This is a genomic window from Vibrio sp. YIC-376, assembly GCF_052353105.1.
GTDB lineage: Bacteria > Pseudomonadota > Gammaproteobacteria > Enterobacterales > Vibrionaceae > Vibrio.
The window spans coordinates 241,538-264,367 of record NZ_JBBWFK010000007.1 but is presented as its reverse complement, the minus strand read 5'-3'; the positions used below and the strand labels follow the sequence as shown (position 1 = coordinate 264,367).

Annotated in this window: 18 protein-coding genes and 2 tRNA genes; 16 read left to right on the top strand and 4 right to left on the bottom strand. The window is 44.6% G+C overall.

Features of this window, described 5'->3' with window-relative positions; translation table 11 throughout:
* Positions 1 to 3 precede the first annotated feature (3 nt).
* The gene (locus WJM94_RS15305; protein WP_444495054.1) at positions 4 to 3,138 is read left to right on the top strand and encodes an efflux RND transporter permease subunit; all 3,135 of its coding nucleotides are present in this window, start codon (positions 4 to 6) and stop codon (positions 3,136 to 3,138) included.
* 25 nt (positions 3,139 to 3,163) lie between these two features.
* Here WJM94_RS15305 and WJM94_RS15300 read toward each other — a convergent pair whose 3' ends face one another.
* Positions 3,164 to 4,453 carry a peptidoglycan DD-metalloendopeptidase family protein gene (locus tag WJM94_RS15300; RefSeq protein ID WP_444495053.1) on the bottom strand — a complete coding sequence of 430 codons (1,290 nt, stop codon included), beginning with the start codon at positions 4,451 to 4,453 and terminating at the stop codon, positions 3,164 to 3,166.
* A 129-nt stretch (positions 4,454 to 4,582) separates the two neighbouring features.
* Between WJM94_RS15300 and tyrS the strand changes: the two genes are divergently transcribed.
* Positions 4,583 to 5,770 carry a tyrosine--tRNA ligase gene (gene tyrS, locus WJM94_RS15295; RefSeq protein WP_444495052.1) on the top strand — a complete coding sequence of 396 codons (1,188 nt, stop codon included), beginning with the start codon at positions 4,583 to 4,585 and terminating at the stop codon, positions 5,768 to 5,770.
* A gap of 90 nt (positions 5,771 to 5,860) precedes the next feature.
* Here the strand turns inward: tyrS and dacB are convergent, their stop codons facing one another.
* Both dacB and WJM94_RS15285 read right to left on the bottom strand, forming a co-directional pair.
* Positions 5,861 to 7,282: a serine-type D-Ala-D-Ala carboxypeptidase gene (dacB, locus tag WJM94_RS15290; RefSeq protein WP_444495051.1), complete on the bottom strand. Its 1,422-nt coding sequence runs from the start codon at positions 7,280 to 7,282 to the stop codon at positions 5,861 to 5,863.
* Between the two features lie 194 nt (positions 7,283 to 7,476).
* Positions 7,477 to 8,499 (bottom strand): porin, encoded by a 1,023-nt coding sequence (locus WJM94_RS15285; protein WP_444495050.1) that lies wholly within the window; start codon positions 8,497 to 8,499, stop codon positions 7,477 to 7,479.
* A 533-nt stretch (positions 8,500 to 9,032) separates the two neighbouring features.
* On the opposite strand from WJM94_RS15285, the gene greA reads away from it, so the two are divergent.
* Positions 9,033 to 9,506: a transcription elongation factor GreA gene (greA, locus tag WJM94_RS15280; RefSeq protein WP_444495049.1), complete on the top strand. Its 474-nt coding sequence runs from the start codon at positions 9,033 to 9,035 to the stop codon at positions 9,504 to 9,506.
* Between the two features lie 93 nt (positions 9,507 to 9,599).
* Here the strand turns inward: greA and yhbY are convergent, their stop codons facing one another.
* A complete protein-coding gene (gene yhbY, locus WJM94_RS15275) occupies positions 9,600 to 9,896 on the bottom strand; it encodes a ribosome assembly RNA-binding protein YhbY (RefSeq protein ID WP_005380066.1) in 297 nt (98 codons plus the stop codon).
* A 138-nt stretch (positions 9,897 to 10,034) separates the two neighbouring features.
* Between yhbY and rlmE the strand changes: the two genes are divergently transcribed.
* The 13 genes from rlmE to rpsO all read left to right on the top strand — a co-directional run bounded on the left by rlmE (position 10,035) and on the right by rpsO (position 22,647).
* Positions 10,035 to 10,664 (top strand): 23S rRNA (uridine(2552)-2'-O)-methyltransferase RlmE, encoded by a 630-nt coding sequence (rlmE, locus tag WJM94_RS15270; RefSeq protein WP_444495048.1) that lies wholly within the window; start codon positions 10,035 to 10,037, stop codon positions 10,662 to 10,664.
* Positions 10,665 to 10,772: 108 nt separating this feature from the next.
* Complete coding sequence (gene ftsH / locus WJM94_RS15265; protein ID WP_444495047.1) at positions 10,773 to 12,752, top strand: ATP-dependent zinc metalloprotease FtsH; 1,980 nt, start codon at positions 10,773 to 10,775, stop codon at positions 12,750 to 12,752.
* A 52-nt stretch (positions 12,753 to 12,804) separates the two neighbouring features.
* Positions 12,805 to 13,638 (top strand): dihydropteroate synthase, encoded by an 834-nt coding sequence (folP, locus tag WJM94_RS15260; RefSeq protein WP_444495046.1) that lies wholly within the window; start codon positions 12,805 to 12,807, stop codon positions 13,636 to 13,638.
* Positions 13,639 to 13,658: 20 nt separating this feature from the next.
* Positions 13,659 to 14,999, top strand: coding sequence for a phosphoglucosamine mutase (glmM, locus tag WJM94_RS15255; RefSeq protein ID WP_444495045.1), 1,341 nt, complete (start codon positions 13,659 to 13,661; stop codon positions 14,997 to 14,999).
* 222 nt (positions 15,000 to 15,221) lie between these two features.
* On the top strand, positions 15,222 to 15,560 hold the full coding sequence (gene secG, locus WJM94_RS15250) for a preprotein translocase subunit SecG (protein ID WP_444495044.1): 339 nt from the start codon (positions 15,222 to 15,224) through the stop codon (positions 15,558 to 15,560).
* Positions 15,561 to 15,576: 16 nt separating this feature from the next.
* Positions 15,577 to 15,660: transfer RNA gene (locus WJM94_RS15245), tRNA-Leu, on the top strand.
* A 56-nt stretch (positions 15,661 to 15,716) separates the two neighbouring features.
* A tRNA-Met gene (locus tag WJM94_RS15240) sits at positions 15,717 to 15,793 on the top strand.
* Between the two features lie 246 nt (positions 15,794 to 16,039).
* Complete coding sequence (gene rimP / locus WJM94_RS15235) at positions 16,040 to 16,495, top strand: ribosome maturation factor RimP (protein WP_264904610.1); 456 nt, start codon at positions 16,040 to 16,042, stop codon at positions 16,493 to 16,495.
* A gap of 36 nt (positions 16,496 to 16,531) precedes the next feature.
* A complete protein-coding gene (gene nusA / locus WJM94_RS15230; RefSeq protein ID WP_444495043.1) occupies positions 16,532 to 18,019 on the top strand; it encodes a transcription termination factor NusA in 1,488 nt (495 codons plus the stop codon).
* A gap of 21 nt (positions 18,020 to 18,040) precedes the next feature.
* Positions 18,041 to 20,758, top strand: coding sequence for a translation initiation factor IF-2 (gene infB, locus WJM94_RS15225; RefSeq protein WP_444495042.1), 2,718 nt, complete (start codon positions 18,041 to 18,043; stop codon positions 20,756 to 20,758).
* Positions 20,759 to 20,887: 129 nt separating this feature from the next.
* Positions 20,888 to 21,283: a 30S ribosome-binding factor RbfA gene (gene rbfA / locus WJM94_RS15220; protein ID WP_444495041.1), complete on the top strand. Its 396-nt coding sequence runs from the start codon at positions 20,888 to 20,890 to the stop codon at positions 21,281 to 21,283.
* Positions 21,283 to 22,227, top strand: coding sequence for a tRNA pseudouridine(55) synthase TruB (gene truB, locus WJM94_RS15215; protein WP_444495040.1), 945 nt, complete (start codon positions 21,283 to 21,285; stop codon positions 22,225 to 22,227). The genes rbfA and truB overlap by 1 nt, the downstream gene beginning before the upstream one ends.
* A 150-nt stretch (positions 22,228 to 22,377) precedes the next feature.
* The gene (gene rpsO / locus WJM94_RS15210; protein ID WP_444495039.1) at positions 22,378 to 22,647 is read left to right on the top strand and encodes a 30S ribosomal protein S15; all 270 of its coding nucleotides are present in this window, start codon (positions 22,378 to 22,380) and stop codon (positions 22,645 to 22,647) included.
* Positions 22,648 to 22,830 lie beyond the last annotated feature (183 nt).

Genomic DNA, 22,830 nt, shown 5'->3' with positions numbered 1-22,830 from the left:
GGTATGTATTCGCTAATCGATGCTGCCTTATCCCGATCACGCACCATGATGACTTTTCTGGTAATGATCCTGATTGCTGGTGTCATTACTTACGTCACTATTCCGAAAGAATCCAGCCCGGATATTACCATTCCAATTATTTATGTATCTGTTGCTCATCAGGGAATTTCTCCCATCGATGCTGAGCGTTTATTGGTGCGTCCAATAGAGCAAGAATTACGTTCGATTGAAGGAGTGAAGGAGATGACCTCTGTTGCGTCGGAAGGTCATGCTTCAGTTACTTTGGAGTTTAGTGTTGGGGTCGATCTTGATAAGGCGATGGCCGATGTGCGAGAGGCCGTGGACCTGGCTAAGCCTAAGTTGCCGGAAGGAAGTGACGAACCCACCGTCAATGAAGTGACATTTGCTTCTGAAATGCCAGTGTTGACCGTCGTACTTTATGGAACGGTCCCCGAGCGGACGATCGTACAAATTGCCAGAGCGTTAAGAGATAAACTCGAGAGTTTTCGTCAGGTGTTAGAAGTGGATATCGCTGGGGATCGCGAAGATATAGTCGAGATCGCCGTTGATCCTCTTCTAATGGAAAGCTACGGATTGGATCAAGCTGATATTTATAATTTGATCGCTCTGAACAATCGGGTAGTGGCTGCTGGTTTTATTGATACCGGCTATGGGCGTTTCTCAGTAAAAGTCCCGTCAGTGTTTGATTCTTTAAAAGATGTACTCGAGTTGCCAATCAAAGTGAATGGTAAAGAAGTGATCACTTTTGGCGATGTCGCGGTGGTACGCAGGGCATTTCGTGATCCGGAAAGCTTTGCCCGCTTGGATGGTGCTCCTGCCATCGTTTTAGATGTGAAGAAGCGAGCAGGGGAGAACATCATTGAGACCGTAGAATTAATCAAAGAGGTGGTAACTCAAGCTAAAAAACGGGCTGAGTGGCCAGACAATTTGCAGGTTAAATATACTGGTGACCAGTCGGACGATGTCAAACTCATGCTCAGCGATCTGCAAAATAATGTTATTTCCGCCATTATTTTGGTGGTGATAGTCATCATTGCGATCTTGGGCGTACGAACCGCGCTATTGGTGGGCATTTCAATTCCCGGCTCTTTCCTTACAGGGTTGCTAGTACTTTCAATATTTGGTCTTACCGTCAACATTGTTGTGTTGTTTGCATTGATCATGGCGGTGGGGATGTTGGTGGATGGTGCCATTGTGGTGACGGAATTTGCCGATCGCCGGATGCAAGAAGGAACACCACGCAAAGCGGCTTACCGAGATGCTGCTAAACGCATGGCCTGGCCTATCACAGCATCGACGGCTACGACCTTAGCTGCGTTTGCACCTCTGCTTTTCTGGCCAGATATCACGGGTGAGTTCATGAAATACTTACCACTAACGTTAATTGCTACATTAGCTGCGTCACTGATGATGGCCTTACTGTTTGTACCCGTGATAGGCGGAATTATCGGCAAGCCTCAATCCATTGATTCTAAAGCGAAGGAAGAGATGGTTGAGCTCTATCATGGCAATTTTGATAAAGCGACAGGCATAACTAAGCTTTATTATCAGACGTTATCGGTTGCGATTCGTCACCCTTGGAAGGTGTTACTCAGCGCTATTTTATTAGCCGCGGGAATCGGCGTTACGTACAGTAAAGCGGGGCTAGGAGCAGAATTTTTCCCGGAAGTTGATCCGGCCTTCTTCACGGTGAAAGTGCGTTCTTATGGTGACCTTTCGATTAATGAAAAAGATACTGTAATGCGTCAAATAGAGCAGGTGATGCTTGGTCATGATGAATTCGAGAGCGTATATACCCGAACAGGAGCGAGTAACAATGGGGATGAAATCGGCCAGATTCAAATTACGCCGGTTGATTGGCAGTACAGACGTAAAGTCAGAATCATCATTGATGAGCTAAAAGAAGTCACCGACCGTTTTTCTGGCGTTGAACTCGAATATAAATTTGCAGACGCAGGTCCCCCAGTTGAGCACGATGTAGTCATTGAGGTTTCTTCTCGGAGTAGCAGCATCAGCGATTTAGATTCTGCGGCTAAAATGGTACGTCTTTGGGCTGATGCGAATCCCGCACTGACCAACCTGAGTGATACCACCAATAAAGATGGCATTGATTGGCAAATTGATATTCGACGAGATGACGCAGCACGTTTTGCAGCTGACGCGACTTTAGTCGGTAACACGGTTCAATTTGTAACGAACGGCCTAAAAATCGGTGACTACTTGCCGGATGACGTTGATGAAGAAGTGGATATTCTGGTGCGTTACCCTCAAGATAAACGCGATATTGGTCGCTTTGACCAGCTCAGAGTTAAGACCGCAGCAGGTATGATTCCGATCACCAATTTTGCTCAAATTAAGCCAGATCATAAGCAAGGTACAATTCGTCGCGTTGATGGGCACCGGGTTATCAATATTCAGGCTGATATAGCTGAAGGTTACAATCTGGCTTTGGCGTTACCTAAAATAGCAACAGCAATCGATAAGCTCGGTTTGCCTCAAAGCGTTGAGTACAAGATTCGTGGGCAGAATGAAGAGCAGGATAATTCGTCAGCTTTTTTACAAAGTGCTTTTGTTGTCGCATTGGGGGGGATGGCACTCATCTTAATCACTCAGTTCAATAGTTTTTATCAAGCCTTTTTGATTTTGAGTGCAGTGTTATTCTCAACAGTTGGTGTGTTTGCTGGCTTACTTATCTTCCAAAAGCCATTTGGTATTATCATGTCTGGTATTGGTGTGATTGCGCTGGCGGGTATTGTCGTGAATAACAATATCGTGTTGATTGATACTTATAACCAAATGCGTAAAAGAGGTATGAACAAATCTGAGGCCATTTTGCGTACAGGTGTTCAACGTTTAAGACCTGTATTACTTACCACCATTACAACTATTTTGGGCTTATTGCCTATGGTTTTAGAAATGAATATCGATTTCGTAAATCAGAAAGTTGAATTTGGTGCACCCAGCACGCAGTGGTGGTCTCAGCTAGCAACGGCCGTTGCTGGTGGTTTGGCGTTTGCGACTTTACTAACTTTAGTGTTAACACCATGTCTGTTGATGCTCGGCAGAGATACCCCATCTGAAGAGTCGCAACCATCAGAAGAAAAAGAAGCCACATAAGTGGCCTCATTTCCGTTTGAGATGGTTATTTCATGGTTAATAATTCGCTGTAACGATCGAGCTTAGCCATATGAATTTTGGCATTTGCCATAAACGATTTTCGTGCTTGCCCTGTTAAGGATTGTGACTGAGGCAAGTTAACCGTACGCGGGTTCTTGTGAACGCCATTAACCAAGAACTCGTAATGCAAGTGAGGGCCTGTCACGCGACCTGTACCACCTAGCGTACCAATAGTTTGGCCTTGCTTTACACGCTGCCCCGTTTTTACTGTGCGCTTGGTTAAGTGTAAGTACTTGGTAACGTAAGTATTACTGTGTTTGATAAACACATAGTTACCGTTAAATTTATTGTATGACGACTTCTCTACAACGCCGTCACCTGCCGCCCAAATTGGGGTGCCAACCGGTGCTGCATAGTCCGTCCCTCTGTGTGGGCGAACCTGACCAGTCACTGGGTGGAGACGACGTGGGTTAAAGTTAGAGCTTACGCGACGGAAATCCAATGGAGCACGTAAAAAGGCCTTTCTCATGGCGCGGCCGTTCTCATCGTAATATTTACCCGTTTTTTCATCTAAAATCGCAGTGAAGGTCTCGCCTTGGTTCTTGAACACCGCCGCGATAATTTTACCGCGTCCAATGACTTCACCTTCTACAACTTCCTCCTGATAAAGTACGCGGAAGGTATCGTTTTTACGAATATCTAAGGCAAAGTCGATATCCCAGCCAAATATTCCAGCTAACTCCATGATTTGGTTGCCATTTAATCCGGAGGAAATACCGGCATTCCAGAAGTTGGATTTGATGGTCGCCTCTGCAAAGTTGTATTGGTAATCGACCTCTTTTTTATCAATTTCAGATACGTACTTACCATTTTGCAGTTTTATACGGAAGGTTTCGAAAGCGCTCAAAGTGCGTCTCAGCTGAACTAAGTTATTCTCCTCATCGAAACCGAATTGCAGGCTGTCTCCTGGTCGAAGACGAGTTAACTGTTCTTCCACTTCTTTATCAGACGACACTAATTCATGCAGTATGCGAGGTGATAAGCCGACACGGCTAAAGAGAACGGCTGCACTTTCCCCGTCTTTGACTCTATAAGTCTCCCAGCGCAATACCGAAGACGTAGCCGAAGCACCATTTAATGTTGTCAGCCCCATAGAAATCGGCACAGGATAAGATTGCCCGACGATTAATCGGCTTTGTTGTGGGCTCAGGTCTTGCGGATCGGGCAAAAAGAACAGTGCAAAGATAATCAGAGCACTAAAAAAACCGATCAGTACTTTGTGCAAGAGTGGAAGTCGGACAAAAATCGAATGCATGGGGTACGTGATTGCTCAATTAAACGTAAAAAATGACAACTACATAGTCTAACGTGTTTCAAAATACATCGCTATTCAAGTAATATGTTCAGCTATTATATTTTGCCAAATCTGTGGGAGTGAACAAGAATGGCGAGCATTGAAGCTGCATTAGCCGAGATTAAGCGCGGTGTTGAAGAGCTGATTCCAGAAGAAGAGCTGATCGCAAAACTAAAAGAAGACCGTCCTTTACGTATTAAATTGGGGGCGGATCCTACGGCACCAGACATTCACCTAGGCCATACGGTAATTTTCAATAAGCTTCGCTTGTTCCAAGAGCTAGGTCATGAAGTGACGTTCCTTATCGGTGACTTCACAGCAATGGTTGGTGATCCAACAGGTAAAAACACAACTCGTCCACCGCTTAGCCGCGAAGACGTGCTTCGTAATGCAGAAACTTACAAAGAGCAGGTTTTTAAAATTCTAGATCCTGCGAAAACTAAGATTCAGTTTAACTCTGAGTGGCTATCCGAGCTTGGTGCTGAAGGTATGATTCGCCTTGCTGCTAACCAAACTGTTGCTCGCATGCTAGAGCGTGATGATTTTAAAAAGCGTTACACAGGTGGGCAGCCAATCGCAATTCATGAGTTCATGTACCCATTACTGCAAGGTTGGGACTCAGTTGAAATGAAAACGGATGTTGAGCTCGGTGGTACAGACCAGAAGTTCAACCTGTTAATGGGCCGCGAGTTACAAAAATCTCATGGTCAAAAACCTCAGGTTGTACTGATGATGCCTCTACTTGTTGGTCTAGACGGCGAGAAGAAGATGTCTAAGTCTGCTAACAACTACATCGGTATCAGCGAAGCGCCTAGTGAGATGTTTGGTAAGATCATGTCGATCTCTGACGACCTGATGTGGAGCTACTATGAGCTGCTTTCTTTCCGCCCTCTAGAGGAAATCATTCAGTTCAAAGCAGACGTTGCTTCGGGTAAAAACCCTCGCGATATCAAAGTGCTACTTGCTAAAGAAATCATTGCTCGTTTCCATAGCGAAGCGGATGCAGACGCGGCTGAGCAAGAGTTCGTTAACCGTTTTGCTAAGAACCAAATTCCTGATGAGATGCCAGAGTTTGATTTCGAAGCGGGTACTCCAGTTGCTAACCTACTGAAAGAAGCGGGCTTGTGTGCTTCAACTTCAGAAGCAATGCGCATGGTAAAACAAGGCGCAGCTAAGATGGAAGGCGAGAAGGTGGAAGACGCTAAATTTGCACCTGAAGCTGGTACCTACGTATTCCAGGTAGGTAAACGCAAATTTGCTCGTATTACGATTCAGTAACCCGTAACTATCTGAAATAAAAAGCGCCAAAAGGGCGCTTTTTATTTAGGGTGTGTTATCAGGGATGTAGATGGACTTCATTGACGTGAGTTACTTCTTGGGCATTGCCTGACTAAAATTCACCACATCGCTATAAAATAGTTTCTCAAAATGTGTAATTGGGGCAACGGCAGGTTTATTACCGTCCCTTTTTTCTGGGAAATAATCAGAAACAAACTGGACAAAAATGGTAGCTGGTTTGCCATTTTTATCTAGCCCATATCCCGCCATATTATAGGTACCGTATATAGAGCCGCTTTTCGCTATCAGTTGTCCTTTGATCGGAGCATTACGCATGCTTTGGCGATACTGCAGAGTGCCAGACTCACCTGATTTTGGCATGATGGCAATCAGGTTAAGTTCTTTCTCATGTTTCCAGATATAGCGCAGTATGTCGGCCATTTTTGTTGCAGATATACGGTTGTTGCGCGACAAGCCTGAGCCATCTTCTAGTCGTGCCTGACGAATGTCCACCCCAGTATTAGCAAATATGATTTGTTTGATGGCTTCTGTGCCGTTAGTAAAACTGCCTGGCTGGACAAAAAACTTAGCGCCAAGTGTTTTCGTTAGGGTGTCAGCAATTAGGTTGTCTGAGTGCTTGAGCATCTGATCGAGTAAGTCGGGTAGTGACTTTGACTGATGTTGTGCCAAAAGTTTACGCTGTTTTTTTGGAGCCTCCCCGACTCGTATTTTACCTTTCAATTCAATATTGAGTTGTCTAAGTAAAGTAGCCAGCTTTTTACTGGTATAGAGATCTGGGTCTTGAACCGCAAATTTGAGTGGTAGCGGATCCTTTCTGTCAACCAGGCAACCTTTTAGTTCGTAGCGGTTGTCAGGGTTGGCGAGTAAGTCCAAATCACAGTGTCGGCTTTTCTGAATTGCTCTTGATACCGTCTCTACAGAACTTTTAACATAGATTGGCTGGTGCTCGGGGACGAATACTCGAGTCCCGCCATTCTTTTGCGTGTAAATAGAAGCTTGCACGCAGTTTCTATCGAGTGTGATGGTTGATGCCGGAGCGCTATAACAGACACCAAGAATATCCCACGGCCATCCTATCGCTCGGTTATAACCAGTAAACAAGCTGTTATCGAGCCACAAATCGCCTTCAATTCGGTTTAAGCCATTTTTCTTTGCAAGGATGAGCAGATTTTTTAAGTCTTCTGTTTGCAGTGTCGGGTCACCAACGAAACGAATAACGGCATCTGAACTTGATGTTTCAATAGCGGTACGAAATCTGAATGTATCACCCAACTCTAGTTTTGCTGCCAAAGCGGTCACGATCTTTAGTGTACTTGCAGGAGGAAAAAGCTGCTCTGTTGGGTGAATACCTGTGAGCTCAGCATTTCCACTAAGTTTTTGTGCAACCAAACTGATGCGTGCACCTTCTGGCAACACTTCCTGATGAGGGTAGGCTTGTGAGGCTAAGGGACTAAGCAGGGAAAGTAAGAATAGGGACCAACGTAAACGCATAGTGACACTTTCTGAGATGAGTTATGTAAATGAGTATACCCGAGTTAAACCAAGATGCTAGGTGAAGGAATAATCGTTTTCTGGTCATCTATAGATGAGACAAAAATTAATAAACCAAGGGTATGATATTAAACTAAAGATATAAAAATGCCCGCAAGATGCGGGCACTTAGTATTCTAGTCGAAAGACTGGAATTAGAAGTCGTAACGTAGACCTAGAGCTAGCTCGTCTTCTGCGTCGATCTTAGTCGCGACTGTTTTAGTACCTGTAGAGCCAAACTTATCGCCAGAGTCGATTAGGTTAAAGTTGTATGAAACGTAACCACGGAAGTTAGGCTTGAAGTAGTAAGACGCATCAATAGCGATGTTGTCCGCAGAAGTCTCGTCATTAGTTTCTGCGTTGTTGTACGATGTTGTGAATACAGTTTGACCTAGAGTGTATGCACCCGCTAGCTCGTAACCTGTGTAGTCAACAGTATCTTGGAAGTTGTCAGTCATCTTCTCACCGTCAGTGAAGATACCTGCGAAGTACAGATCACCCATAGTGTAAGATGCAGCTAGCATATATTCGTTAGCTTCGTCTTGCTCTGCGTAACCAGCACCTAGCTCAAGGCCAGTGTTTGCCAGAGCGTAGATAGCAGATAGAGAGTAGCCATCTTGGTCATTGTCTGAGATTGTACCAGCTTGTTCGTTTTCTACACGGTCAGCAAAGCGGTAGCTTGCTTTCACGCTTAGGTTCTCGAATTGACCTTTGTAAGACATCATGTTGTCTGAACGGTCAGCTACTGCTAGTTTGTCAGCCGCTGAGTTACCGTGGTAAGCCATGATATCTGTAAAATCGGTAATAACGCCTAGTGCACCTTCGTTTTTGCCGTAAGAGAACTCACCCCAAGCGCCGCCTAGACCAGCGTATGCAAGACGTGTGTCTAGAGAGTCTTCGCCGCTGATGTCGTTACCTTGGTCGTCAAAATCAGCTGTAGTGAATTCACCTTCCCAGAAACCAAAGCCGTATAGTTCGTCACTGATTACTTGTTTGCCAAGGAAGTTTAGACGGATGCGAGAGTTGTCTTGAGCATCGCCATCTTTCATAGATAGGCGTGCTTCAGCGCGGCCGCCCATTTCTAGAGAAGTACCGTCTTGGTTGTAAAGTTCAGCTGCGTTTACGCCAGTTGCCATTGCTGCTGCAGATACAGAAAGAGCAATTAGAGTCTTTTTCATCTTATTTGTCCTAGTAAGCTTGTCCATAATAATTTTTGTATGGGGGAGAGGCCTGCTCTCAAAAGTCATCAGTATCAAATTGTTCTATTTGCTAGATAGCCGGAGCTGGTAACTCATTGATAAGTCGACTTGCTGGACACGTTTTACCGCTAAAGTTTCATGATGAGTTAGTAAAATGATATAAATTTCTGTTTTGAACACTGTTCCATTACTGTGTTTTGTTTGGTATCTATCTGTAAATTAAGTGATTTTCAATTTTGTTTGTTTATTTGATGTTGATTAGATTTTACTTTTTTTGATGTTTTTTACGCAGTGAATAGTGCTGTTTTTCAACAAATTACGACAATGTATTCATCGCAGAATGAGTTGTATGATTCGATTGAGAAACCTAAGGAATACTCGATCTCGAATTTGGGTGATTTCGCTTCTGAGTTTGTTTACACTAGGGAAAACACATCTTCAAACACACTACCCAGTCTAACGGCAGGGTAGGGTTATTTTGTCCAAAAACAAATTGGGCTTGAGGTTATATAATGGAAAAAGTTCCTATGACACTACGTGGCGAAAAAATGCTACGTGAAGAACTAGAGCGTCTACTTAAGCTGCGTCCTCAAATTTCACAGGCAATTGCTGAAGCTCGTGAGCTAGGTGATTTAAAAGAAAACGCTGAATACCATGCTGCACGTGAAGAGCAGGGGATTTGTGAAGCACAGATCCGTGATATCGAATACAAACTATCTGTCGCTCAGGTTATTGATGTGACTAAGATGGAAAACACTGGTAAGGTCATTTTTGGCGCAACCGTGACTTTGATTGATATCGATACTGATGAAGAAAAAACCTACCAGATTGTCGGTGATGATGAAGCTGACATTAAATCTGGCCGTATTTCAGTCAGTTCTCCAATCGCTCGTGGTCTTATCGGTAAAATGGAAGGCGACGAAGTTGCTATCCAAACCCCCGGCGGTGCAAAAGACTTCGAGATTGACCGAGTTGAATATCTTTAATTAGATCATTCATCTGCTGATCAAACGTAAAAAGGTCGCCATCGGCGACCTTTTTATTCTGCAACGTAAGTGTTTTCTTTACGTTAGTAGATGCTACTTACGAGGGATTTCAATTTTACGCTCTTCAGATTGACGGTACAGCACAAGTACTTTACCGATGGTCTGAACTTTTTCAGCGCCCGTCTCACGTACGATAGCGTCGATGATTAGCTGTTTTGTTTCACGATCTTCTGAAGCAACTTTTACTTTGATCAATTCGTGATGGTTTAGAGCGATTTCAATTTCTGCTAGCACGGCTTCTGTAAGTCCATTTGCGCCCATTAGCACAACAGGTTTTAAACTGTGAGCCAGGCCTTTTAGGTGCTGCTTTTGTTTGGTGCTTAGGTTCATTACGCGGCCAATTTTCTTTAAAATAAGGGTTGAAAAAAGCTATTTTAACGCCATCTATTGCTGAAGACTATAATTTATTGAGTAATAGGTTACGCCAATTGAAACAATAGCTCCTATTTGCGCTTTGTTAGGATTAAAATGAGTAAACAAAAACATTCGGCTAGTTCTGGTCGCTGGTTGAAAGAACACTTTGATGATAAATACGCGAATGAAGCTCGTAAAAAAGGCTACCGCTCACGCGCTTATTTCAAGATCGATGAGATCCAAACGAAAGATAAGCTGCTGAAGCCGGGTATGACAGTTGTCGATTTAGGCGCTGCACCGGGTGGTTGGTCTCAATATGCTGCTAAAATAGTAGGAGATAACGGTCAAATTATTGCTTGTGATTTGTTACCAATGGATCCAATTGCTGGTGTAAGCTTTTTACAAGGTGACTTTCGTGACGATGCAGTATTAGAAGCTTTGTTAGACAGAATCCAACCGTCAATGGTAGACGTGGTAATGTCTGATATGGCACCTAATATTGCGGGTAATAACTCTGTCGATCAGCCTAGGGCTATGTATTTAGTTGAATTGGCTTTAGATATGTGTCGACAAGTTCTAGCGCCTAATGGTAGCTTTGTTGTTAAAGTTTTCCAGGGTGAAGGCTTTGATCAATATGTGAAAGAAGTCCGCGACATGTTTAAAGTCGTAAAAGTCAGAAAACCAGACTCATCGCGAGCTCGCTCACGAGAGGTCTTTGTAGTAGCCACTGGTTACAAAGGTTAACCATTTTGCTCCCATAGGAGCGTGTTAACACTATGGCTACAGTCAATGAACTGTAGTACCCTACCTTTAATTACAATTAGTTATCGAGAGGCTTACACCTTGAGTGACATGGCAAAAAATTTAATTCTGTGGCTTGTTATCGCTGTCGTTCTGATGTCGGTATTCCAGAGCTTTGGCCCTGGAGAAAGTAATGGCAGAACCGTGGATTACACCACGTTTGTACAGGAAGTTGGCCAAGGCCAGATTCAAGAAGCAACATTTAAAGACGGTGAGATTAGCTTCGTTCGTCGTGGCGGTGGTGCCAAAATGGTTACGTACATGCCAGTGTACGATCAAAAGCTTCTGGATGACCTCATTAATCAAAACGTGAAAGTGCAAGGTACGCCTCCTGAAGAGCAAAGCTTGCTAGGTACAATTTTCATTTCTTGGTTCCCAATGATCTTACTGATTGGTGTATGGATTTTCTTCATGCGTCAAATGCAAGGCGGTGGCGGTAAAGGCGCTATGTCTTTCGGTAAGAGCAAAGCTCGAATGATGAGCGAAGATCAAATCAAAACTACGTTTGCTGATGTCGCTGGCTGTGACGAAGCAAAAGAAGACGTAAAAGAACTGGTTGACTACCTACGTGACCCAAGTCGTTTCCAGAAGTTGGGTGGTAAGATCCCAACTGGTGTACTAATGGTTGGTCCTCCTGGTACAGGTAAAACGCTGCTTGCTAAAGCTATTGCTGGTGAAGCTAAAGTACCATTCTTTACTATCTCTGGTTCTGACTTTGTAGAAATGTTTGTGGGTGTTGGTGCATCTCGTGTGCGTGACATGTTTGAACAAGCGAAAAAAGCGGCACCTTGTATCATCTTTATCGATGAGATTGACGCAGTAGGCCGTCAGCGTGGTGCTGGCGTAGGTGGCGGTCACGATGAGCGCGAACAAACACTGAACCAAATGTTGGTTGAAATGGATGGTTTCGAAGGTAACGAAGGTATTATCGTTATTGCAGCGACTAACCGTCCGGATGTACTTGACCCTGCACTATTGCGTCCTGGTCGATTCGACCGTCAAGTTGTGGTTGGTCTACCAGATGTTCGTGGCCGTGAGCAAATTCTTAAAGTTCACATGCGTAAAGTGCCTCTGGCTGGCGATGTTGAACCGTCTCTAATTGCGCGTGGTACACCGGGCTTTTCTGGTGCGGATCTAGCAAACCTTGTCAACGAAGCTGCGTTGTTTGCTGCACGTGGTAACAAGCGCAATGTATCTATGGTTGAGTTCGAGCTTGCGAAAGACAAGATCATGATGGGTGCAGAGCGCCGTTCGATGGTAATGTCGGAAGAGACTAAAGAATCAACCGCGTACCACGAAGCTGGTCACGCAATTGTTGGCCGTTTAGTTCCTGAGCACGATCCTGTGTACAAGGTATCTATTATTCCACGTGGTCGTGCGTTAGGTGTAACGATGTACTTACCTGAGCAAGACCGTGTGAGCATGTCTCGTCAGCATCTAGAATCGATGATTTCTAGTCTATACGGTGGTCGCCTTGCAGAAGAGCTGATTTACGGTGTGGACAAAGTATCTACCGGTGCTTCTAACGATATCGAACGTGCAACAGAGATTGCTCGTAAGATGGTGACGCAATGGGGCTTCTCAGAAAAACTTGGTCCTCTACTATACGCAGAAGATGAAGGTGAAGTGTTCCTAGGTCGTAGCGTGACTCAGACAAAACACATGTCTGACGACACAGCGAAACTTATCGATGATGAAGTTCGTCAAATCATTGACCGCAACTACTATCGAGCGAAAAAGATTCTGGAAGATAACATGGATATCATGCATGCGATGAAAGATGCGCTGATGAAGTATGAGACCATTGATGCACACCAAATCGATGACCTAATGGAACGCAAAGCTGAAATTCGTGATCCAGCTGGTTGGGGGGATAATCCTTCTAATAAGACACCGGCCGATGACAAAGTTCAGGCTGCAACTGAAGTGAAAGAAGAAGAGAAAAAGGCGAATACTGTTGAAAATACTGAGCAGTCAGCTTCGCAAGAAACAACTTCAACTGAAACTCCAGAAAAGAAAGATTCTGAATAACAATCGTTGACATTAATAAACCCCGAGTTCGCTCGGGGTTTTTGTATTTATTATGATTATTAAAGCAAAAAACAAATCTTTGGACCTTTCTCGTCCACACGTAATGGCAATCCTTAACGTCACACCTGATTCGTTCTCTGATGGTGGGAAATATAATTCACTGGACTTAGCTCTTACGCGAGTCGAGTGCATGATAAAGGCAGGTGTCAGTATTATCGACGTTGGTGGGGAATCTACCCGACCAGGTGCACCAGAAGTGACTTTGGAAGATGAACTCCAACGGGTGATTCCGGTAGTTAAAGCGATTCGAGCTAAGTTCCCGGAAGTGTGGATCTCTGTCGATACCAGTAAAGCTGAAGTGATACGTCAATCGGTGGAAGCGGGCGCTGATCTGATCAACGACATCCGTTCTTTGACCGAACCGGGTGCACTGGAAGTTGCAGCAAAAGCGAATGTTCCAGTTTGCATAATGCATATGAAAGGCCAGCCTAAGACGATGCAACAGAATCCTCAGTATGATGATCTGATGCAAGAGGTAGAACAGTTTCTGGTTGAGCGTATGGCAGTGTGTGAGGCTGCGGGGATTGCTCGTGAGAATCTCATTCTTGATCCCGGCTTTGGCTTTGGAAAAACGGTAGAACACAATTATCATATGCTCGCTCATCTTGAGAAGTTTCATGAGTTTGGCTTACCTATTTTGGCGGGTATGTCTCGTAAATCGATGATTTTCAAAGTGCTGGATAAACCTGCAGCTGAATGTACAAATGCGAGTGTCGTTTGTGCCACGATAGCAGCCATGAAAGGCGCGCAGATCATTCGAGTTCACGATTTTGAAGAAACAATTGAAGCATTGAAAATCGTTGAGATGACACTAAACAATATTTAAAAAATAACAAAGGAAAGTGTATGTCTGATAAAAGACGCTACTTTGGTACAGACGGTGTACGTGGCAAGGTTGGACAATATCCCATCACACCTGATTTCGTACTTAAGCTTGGTTGGGCTGCTGGTCGCGTATTAGCGAAACAAGGCACAAAGAAAGTGATTATCGGCAAAGATACTCGTATCTCTGGCTATATGCTGGAATCAGCGCTAGAAGCTGGTCTGGCTGCCGCTGGCCTTAAAGCGACCTTTACCGGTCCGATGCCAACGCCTGCCGTTGCTTATTTAACTCAAACGTTCCGAGCGGAAGCTGGCATTGTAATCTCAGCATCTCATAACCCTTACTACGATAATGGCATCAAATTTTTCTCATCTGAAGGCACCAAGCTTCCTGATGATATCGAACTAGCCATCGAAGCGGAACTTGATAAAGATATCGAATGTGTTGAGTCTGCGCTGTTAGGTAAAGCAACACGATTAAACGACGCTGCTGGTCGTTACATTGAGTTCTGTAAAAGTACGTTTCCATCGGTATTGAGCCTTTCGAATCTAAAGATTGTTGTCGACTGTGCACATGGCGCCACTTACCACATCGCTCCAAACGTATTCAGCGAACTTGGTGCTGACGTGATCGCGATGGGCGTTGAGCCTAATGGTACTAATATTAACCATGAAGTGGGTGCAACGGATGTAAGAGCTCTGCAGAAGCGTGTAGTAGATGAACAAGCGCATTTAGGTCTGGCATTTGATGGTGATGGCGATCGCCTGATCATGGTGGATCATCTAGGCAATAAAGTCGACGGCGATCAAATTGCCTATATCATTGCTCGCGATGCGCTACGTCGTGGTGAGCTCAAGGGTGGTGTTGTTGGTACGCTGATGACTAACCTGGGCATGGAAAACGGCCTGAAACAGTTAGGTATTCCATTTGCACGCGCCGCAGTCGGTGACCGCTATGTAATGGAGAAACTTCTAGAAAAAGGCTGGAAAATCGGTGCTGAAAACTCAGGCCACATTATCCTGCTAGATAAGGTGACAACCGGTGATGCTATTGTGGCAGCACTACAAGTTCTTGCTTCTATCGTGGGTAGTGATATGTCTCTGTATGAGCTTTCAAAAGGCATGACTCTTTACCCTCAAGTCTTAGAGAATGTTCGTTTCTCCGGCGATAGTAATCCACTTGAAGCAAAGGCGGTGCTTGATTCTGTCGCAGAAGTTGAAGCTGAGCTGGGTGAGAAAGGGCGAGTGTTGCTACGCAAATCAGGCACAGAACCACTGATACGTGTCATGGTAGAAGGTGAAGATGCAGAGCTTGTACAGAACTCCGCGCTAAAAATTGCTGAGGCTGTAAAAGCAAGTTTCTAATCATCACCTTAATTCAATTATCAAAAGAAAAGGGTATATTTTGCCCTTTTTTTGAGCGCTTGATGCGCTAAGGTTGATTTTTTACTAATTTTCCCTTGTCAGCGTTACTGGCTTTCGCTAGTATTGCAGCGCCTCCCGTCAGGAGGTCGCTAGCCTTGTTCATTTAATCAGCTGATTATTTTTGAGCGGCGCTGGCTCAACAATTAGGACATAGGTGGAAAAATGTTTCAAGTTCTACTTGTGATTTACCTGTTGGCAGCGCTTGGTGTGATTGGCCTTGTGTTGATTCAACAAGGTAAAGGCGCAGATATGGGAGCTTCGTTCGGTGCTGGTGCTTCAAACACAGTGTTTGGTGCTAGCGGCTCAGGTAATTTCTTAACCCGAACAACTGCTATTTTAGCAACCGTATTTTTTATCGTTAGCTTGGCACTTGGTCGTATGTCTACACATAAGACTGAGTCACAATGGGTAAACCCGACACAAGGTCAGCCAGTTGTAGAACAAGTTAAAGATGCAGCGAGTGAAGTGCCAGCACCAACTGGTGATGAGATTCCTCAGTAAGCTGCAAGGTTTTGATGCCGAGATGGTGAAATTGGTAGACACGCTAGCATGAGGTGCTAGTGCCTTAGGTGTGAGGGTTCGAGTCCCTCTCTCGGCACCATGTATTTACAAACTTGTAAATCACTTGTTTGCGAGTATAATGCTCAGCAAGTCGGACGCGGGGTGGAGCAGCTTGGTAGCTCGTCGGGCTCATAACCCGAAGGTCGTCGGTTCAAATCCGGCCCCCGCAACCAATCTTTTCTAAATGTTAGAAAATATCTTCTAAATATTAGAAAAAGATGATTGGCAAGTTTGCGTAGTGCTAACCACACTACGAGTTAAGAAGAGTATTTTTGACTATTCTTAACGTATCAGGGTCCAGCAGCACAAAACCCCGACTATCGGGGTTTTTTGTTATCTGAGTTTTTTATTTTACTCAGGTCACTGCTTGGTTTTTTGATTGGGCTCTGAGCCCTTTTTTTGTTTCTGGAGTGGTTTAAATGACTGGTTTAGAAAGACAACTTACTGAAATGCTTGAAGCACCTGTTGAGGCATCGGGCTATGAGTTGGTTGGATTAGAATTCATTCGAGCAGGCGCGCACTCAACGTTACGCATCTATATTGACCATGAGAATGGTATTAACGTGGACGACTGTGCAGAAGTTAGCCACCAAGTGAGTGCGGTATTAGACGTTGAAGATCCAATTTCGGTGGCTTACAGCTTAGAAGTGTCTTCTCCAGGTCTAGAAAGACCGCTTTTCAAAGCAGCACATTACGAGCAATTTATTGGTCACGAGGTCAGCATCGTTTTGAAAATGGCTGTAGCAAACCGTCGTAAGTGGAAAGGTATTATCCACGGCGTTGATGGTGAAACAGTGACAGTTACTGTTGATGGTCAACAAGAAGAGTTTGCTTTAAGTAACATTTCAAAAGCTAACCTGATCCCTAAATTTTAGTTCCCTAAAAAAGTTTAAGCTTAGAGGCTAAATACAATGAGTAAAGAAATTTTAGCGGTAGCAGAAGCAGTATCGAACGAAAAAGCGGTACCTCGTGAGCGTATCTTTGAAGCTCTTGAGATTGCTCTAGCAACTTCTACAAAGAAAAAATACGAAATTGAAATCGACGTACGTGTTGCTATTGACCGTAAAACAGGCGAGTTCGTTACTTACCGTCGTTGGTTGGTTGTTGACCATGTAGAGAACCCAACAAAAGAGATCTCTATCGAAGCAGCACAATATGAAGATGATTCAGTTCAGCTAGGCGACTACGTAGAAGACGAGATCGAATCAGTAACTTTCGACCGTATTACGACTCAAACTGCTAAACAAGTTATCGTACAAAAAGTTCGTGAAGCTGAACGTGCACAAATCGTTGAGCAGTTTATTGACAATGAAGGTGATTTGATCACCGGTGTTGTTAAAAAAGTAAACCGTGACGCTATCATTCTTGACCTTGGCAACAACGCTGAAGCCGTTATCCTACGTGATGATCAACTTCCTCGTGAAAACTTCCGTCCAGGTGACCGTGTACGTGGTCTGCTGTACAAAGTTGCTCCAGAAGCTCGCGGTTTCCAACTGTTTATTACTCGCTCTAAGCCAGAAATGCTTGCAGAGCTATTCCGTGTAGAAGTTCCTGAGATCGCAGAAGAAATCATCGAACTTAAAGGTGCGGCTCGTGATCCTGGTTCTCGCGCAAAGATCGCAGTAAAAACGAATGACAAGCGTATTGACCCTGTTGGTGCGTGTGTTGGTATGCGTGGTGCACGTGTACAAGCTGTTTCTGGCGAGCTTGGTGGTGAGCGTATCGATATCGTTCTTTGGGATGATAACCCTGCTCAGTTTGTTATCAACGCAATGGCGCCTGCTGACGTTGCTTCAATCATCGTTGATGAAGATGCACACTCAATGGACATCGCTGTAGAAGCAGATAACCTAGCACAGGCTATCGGTCGTAACGGTCAGAACGTTCGTCTTGCTTCTCAACTGACTGGTTGGGAATTGAATGTTATGACTGTTGCTGATCTTCAGAAGAAACACGCTGAAGAATCACAAGCGTCTATCGACAACTTCATGAAATACCTTGATATTGAAGAGGATTTCGCACAACTACTTGTTGAAGAAGGTTTCTCAACATTAGAAGAAGTTGCATACGTTCCGGTTAACGAATTGCTTGAAATCGATGGTCTGAACGAAGAGCTTATTGAAGAGCTACGTGGTCGTGCGAAAGACGCGCTAACCACAATTGCGTTAGCGCAAGAAGAATCCTTTGAAGGTCTTGAGCCTGCTGAAGACCTGCTTGGTCTTGAAGGCCTAGAACGTGAAATGGCATTCAAATTGGCAGCGAAAGGTGTTGCAACACTTGAAGATCTAGCTGACCAAGGCATTGACGATTTAGAAGGTATTGAAGGCCTGACCGAAGAGCGTGCAGGTGAGCTAATTATGGCCGCACGTAACATCTGTTGGTTCGGCGAAGAAGCATAATTTCAGCAAGGAGGAAGCGGCATGACACAATTAACAGTTAAAGCACTGAGTGATGAGATTGGTACTCCAGTCGACCGCTTGATTGAGCAACTTGCTGACGCTGGTATTAACAAGGCGAGCTCTGATAATGTTACTGATGATGAGAAGCAAAAGCTTCTCTCTCATCTGAAAAAAGAACACGGTGATAAATCTGGTGATTCAGAGCCGACTCGCCTTACGCTACAGCGTAAGACTCGTAGTACACTTAGTGTAAACGCGGGTGGTGGTAAGAGTAAGAATGTTCAGGTTGAGGTGCGCAAGAAACGTACGTACGTGAAGCGCAGCACAATTGAAGATGAAGCGAAACGTGAAGCTGAAGAAGCAGCACAACGTGAAGCAGAAGAAACAGCAACACGCGCAGCTGAAGAAGCAGCAAAGCGTGAAGCTGAAGAAGCTGTAAAACGTGAAGCTGAAGAAGCAGCACAACGTGAAGCTGAAGAGAAAGCGAAACGTGAAGCTGAAGAAATGGTGAAACGTGACGTAGATACGAAAGCACAACGTGACGCTGAAGAAAAAGCGAAACGTGACGCTGAAGATAAAATTAAGCAAGAAGCAGCGCGAAAAGAGGCCGACGAGCTTAAACGTCGTCAGGAAGAAGAAGCTAAGCGTAAGGCTGAAGAGGAAAGTCAGCGCAAGCTCGAAGAGGCTCGCGAATTGGCTGAGAAAAATAAAGAGCGTTGGTCTGCTGCAGAAGAGAAAAAGGGTGATATGGAAGATACAGATTACCATGTAACGACTTCACGATACGCACGTGAAGCCGAAGATGAAGCAGATCGCAGAGAAGAAGCTGGTCGTCGTAATAAGAAGAAGACAAAACCTTCTCAAAAGGATGATCAGGCACGTAATGGTGTTCGCGCCCAGCGTGGCGGAAAAGGCGGTCGTAAAGGCAAACTAGCTAAGCCAACATCAATGCAGCACGGCTTTGATAAGTCTGCGACAGTTGCTAAGCAAGATGTTGTGATTGGTGAAACGATCGTTCTATCTGAACTTGCTAACAAAATGTCTGTGAAAGCGACAGAAGTTATCAAAGTGATGATGAAGATGGGCGCAATGGCGACTATCAACCAAGTGATTGATCAAGAAACTGCACAGCTTGTGGCTGAAGAAATGGGTCACAAAGTTGTTCTTCGTAAAGAGAATGAACTAGAAGAAGCGGTACTGTCAGATCGTGATACAAACGCAGAAGCACTTCCTCGTGCTCCTGTTGTTACTATCATGGGTCACGTTGACCACGGTAAAACTTCAACACTGGACTACATTCGTCGCACACACGTTGCGTCAGGCGAAGCTGGTGGTATTACACAGCACATCGGTGCATACCACGTAGAAACTGAGAACGGCATGATCACGTTCCTTGATACTCCGGGACACGCAGCGTTTACTGCTATGCGTGCACGTGGTGCTCAAGCGACAGATATCGTTGTTCTTGTTGTTGCTGCAGATGATGGTGTAATGCCACAAACAGTTGAAGCTATCCAGCACGCGAAAGCGGCGGGCGTACCTTTGATTGTTGCTGTAAACAAGATCGATAAAGAAGATGCAAACCCAGATAACGTTAAGAACGAGCTAGCTCAGTACGACGTTATTCCTGAAGAGTGGGGCGGTGAGAACATGTTTGTTCACATCTCTGCAAAACAGGGTACAAACATCGACGGTCTACTAGAAGCAATCCTTCTACAATCTGAAGTTCTAGAACTTACAGCAGTTAAAGAAGGCATGGCATCTGGTGTTGTAGTTGAATCTCGCCTTGATAAAGGTCGTGGTCCAGTTGCTACCGTACTTGTTCAGTCTGGTACACTTCGTAAAGGTGATATCGTTCTTTGTGGTCAGGAATACGGCCGCGTTCGTGCGATGCGTGATGAAGTAGGTCAGGAGATCACAGAAGCAGGTCCATCAATTCCTGTAGAGATTCTAGGTCTTTCTGGTGTGCCATCTTCAGGTGACGAAGCAACAGTAGTACGTGATGAGCGTAAAGCTCGCGAAGTTGCAAACTACCGTGCAGGCAAGTTCCGTGAAGTGAAACTTGCTCGTCAGCAGAAATCTAAACTAGAGAACATGTTCTCTAACATGACTGCTGGTGAAGTTGCTGAACTGAACGTAGTTCTTAAAGCAGACGTACAAGGTTCTGTGGAAGCTATCGCTGACTCACTAGTGAAACTATCTACTGACGAAGTGAAAGTAAACATCGTTGGTTCTGGTGTTGGTGGTATTACTGAAACTGATGCAGTACTTGCAGAAGCTTCAAACGCGATCATTCTTGGCTTTAACGTACGTGCTGATGCTTCTGCTCGTCGTGCTATTGAAGCAGCAAGTGTTGATCTACGTTACTACTCAATCATCTACCAGCTAATCGATGAAGTTAAACAGGCGATGAGCGGTATGCTTGCTCCAGAATTCAAGCAAGAAATCATTGGTCTTGCTGAAGTTCGTGACGTATTTAAGTCTCCGAAACTGGGTGCAATCGCTGGTTGTATGGTTACTGAAGGTCTGATTAAGCGTAACAATCCAATCCGTGTTCTACGTGATAACGTTGTTATTTACGAAGGTGAGCTAGAATCACTACGTCGCTTTAAAGATGACGTTCAAGAAGTTAAGAATGGCTACGAGTGTGGTATCGGCGTTAAGAACTACAATGATGTTCGCGTTGGTGACCAAATCGAAGTATTCGAAATCGTTGAGATTCAACGTACTCTAGACTAATTGACTAAAATTACACCTATTATCTTGGATAGAACAGTCTTTGATAGATAAGTAGTAATTGGTTGTTGAATACACCATGGGGGGCTGGCTTTGACCAACCCCCCATTCTTTCTATATAAGAGAAAAGATATGTCAAAAGAATTTAGCCGCACGCAGCGTGTTTCACAGCAGCTGCAAAAAGAACTTGCCATGATTCTTCAGCGTGAAGTTCGTGATTCACGTCTGGGAATGGTTACTATCTCAGATGTAGAAGTATCTCGCGATCTGGCTTACGCAAAAGTATTCGTTACTTTTCTATGTGTGGGTGAGCAGACGCCTGAATCTTGTCTGGCAGCACTTCGTGAACACGAAGTTCACATCCGTATGATGTTAGGCAAGCGTATTCGTCTTCGTCTGACTCCAGAAATCCGTTTCTACTACGACAACACACTCGTAGAAGGTATGCGTATGTCTAATCTGGTTACTGAAGTCGTTAACTCAGACAAGCAAAAGCAAAAAAACTCTGGCCGTGAGGACGAGGAATAATGGCTCGTCGTCGTAAAGGTCGTCCAATTAACGGTGTTATCTTGTTGGATAAACCAACAGGTATTTCTTCCAATGACGCGCTGCAAAAAGTAAAGCGAATCTACTTTGCTGAAAAAGCGGGTCACACTGGTGCTTTGGATCCTCTAGCGACGGGCATGTTGCCGATCTGTTTGGGTGAGGCGACCAAGTTTTCTCAGTTCCTATTGGATTCAGACAAGCGTTACCGAGTGATTGCGAAACTGGGTGAGCGTACAAATACATCAGACTCTGATGGTGAAGTCGTCGAAACTCGTCCGGTTGATGTAGATCTTGAGAAGCTAGAAGCGTGCATTGAAAAATTCCGAGGTGAATCGGATCAAGTACCTTCTATGTTCTCTGCGCTTAAATACCAAGGTAAACCGTTGTACGAGTATGCGCGTAAGGGAATCGAAGTTCCGCGCGAATCTCGTAAAATTACGGTCTACGAAATCATTCTTCATCGATTTGAAGGTGACGAAGTAGAGATGGAAGTACACTGCTCGAAAGGTACTTACATTCGCACTATCGTTGATGATCTTGGGGAAATGCTAGGCTGTGGTGCTCACGTCACTATGCTGCGTCGTACAGGCGTTGCTAAATACCCATATGAAAAGATGGTGACACTTGAGCAACTTAACGAGTTACTAGAGCAAGCGCATCGTCAAGAACTCGCTCCACGTGAACTTTTGGACCCGCTGCTTATGCCAATGGACACGGCTGTAGAAGACTTACCAGAAGTGAACTTGATACCAGAGCTTGCTGACATGGTTCAACATGGCCAGCCTGTTCAAGTGAGTGGTTCTCCTACAGAAGGCTCTCTTCGCCTTACCATGGGAGAAGAGCGCTTATTTATCGGCGTTGGCGAGATGAACAACGACGGAAAAATCGCGCCAAAACGTTTAGTCGTTTTTCGCGACGAAGAGTAACCTCTGTGAAGTTTGAAAAATACCGGCTTTTAAGTCGGTATTTTTATATTGCGCGAGTAAGGAAACTTCCTTATAATTCGCGCTCCTCGTGTCGGCTGAATCAGAGATTGGCTGGCACAAATATTAACTTACTCTTATTAGGAGAGAATTATGTCTCTGAATGCAGAAACTAAAGCAGCAATCGTTGCAGAATACGCACAAGGCGAAGGCGACACTGGTTCACCAGAAGTTCAAGTAGCTCTACTTACAGCTTCTATCAACCACCTACAAGGTCACTTCAAAGCTCACAAAGGCGATCACCACAGCCGTCGAGGTCTTCTACGTATGGTTTCTCGTCGTCGTAAGCTTCTAGATTACCTAAAAGGTAAAAACCTAGATCGTTACCAAGACCTAATCAAGCGTCTAGGCCTACGTCGCTAATCAGCGACTGCATAGCAGTTTGTCAAAAAAGGGGCTTTATGCCCCTTTTTTGTTGCCCGTTACTTATTTTGACTGCTATAGCTTAGCCAAATCATCCTTAAGCCGTTATAATACTGGCGGCTTAATCTTTTGATACTGTTCTAGATAAGTGCAGGTCACGGCTTAAGCCGGTATATCTAAGTT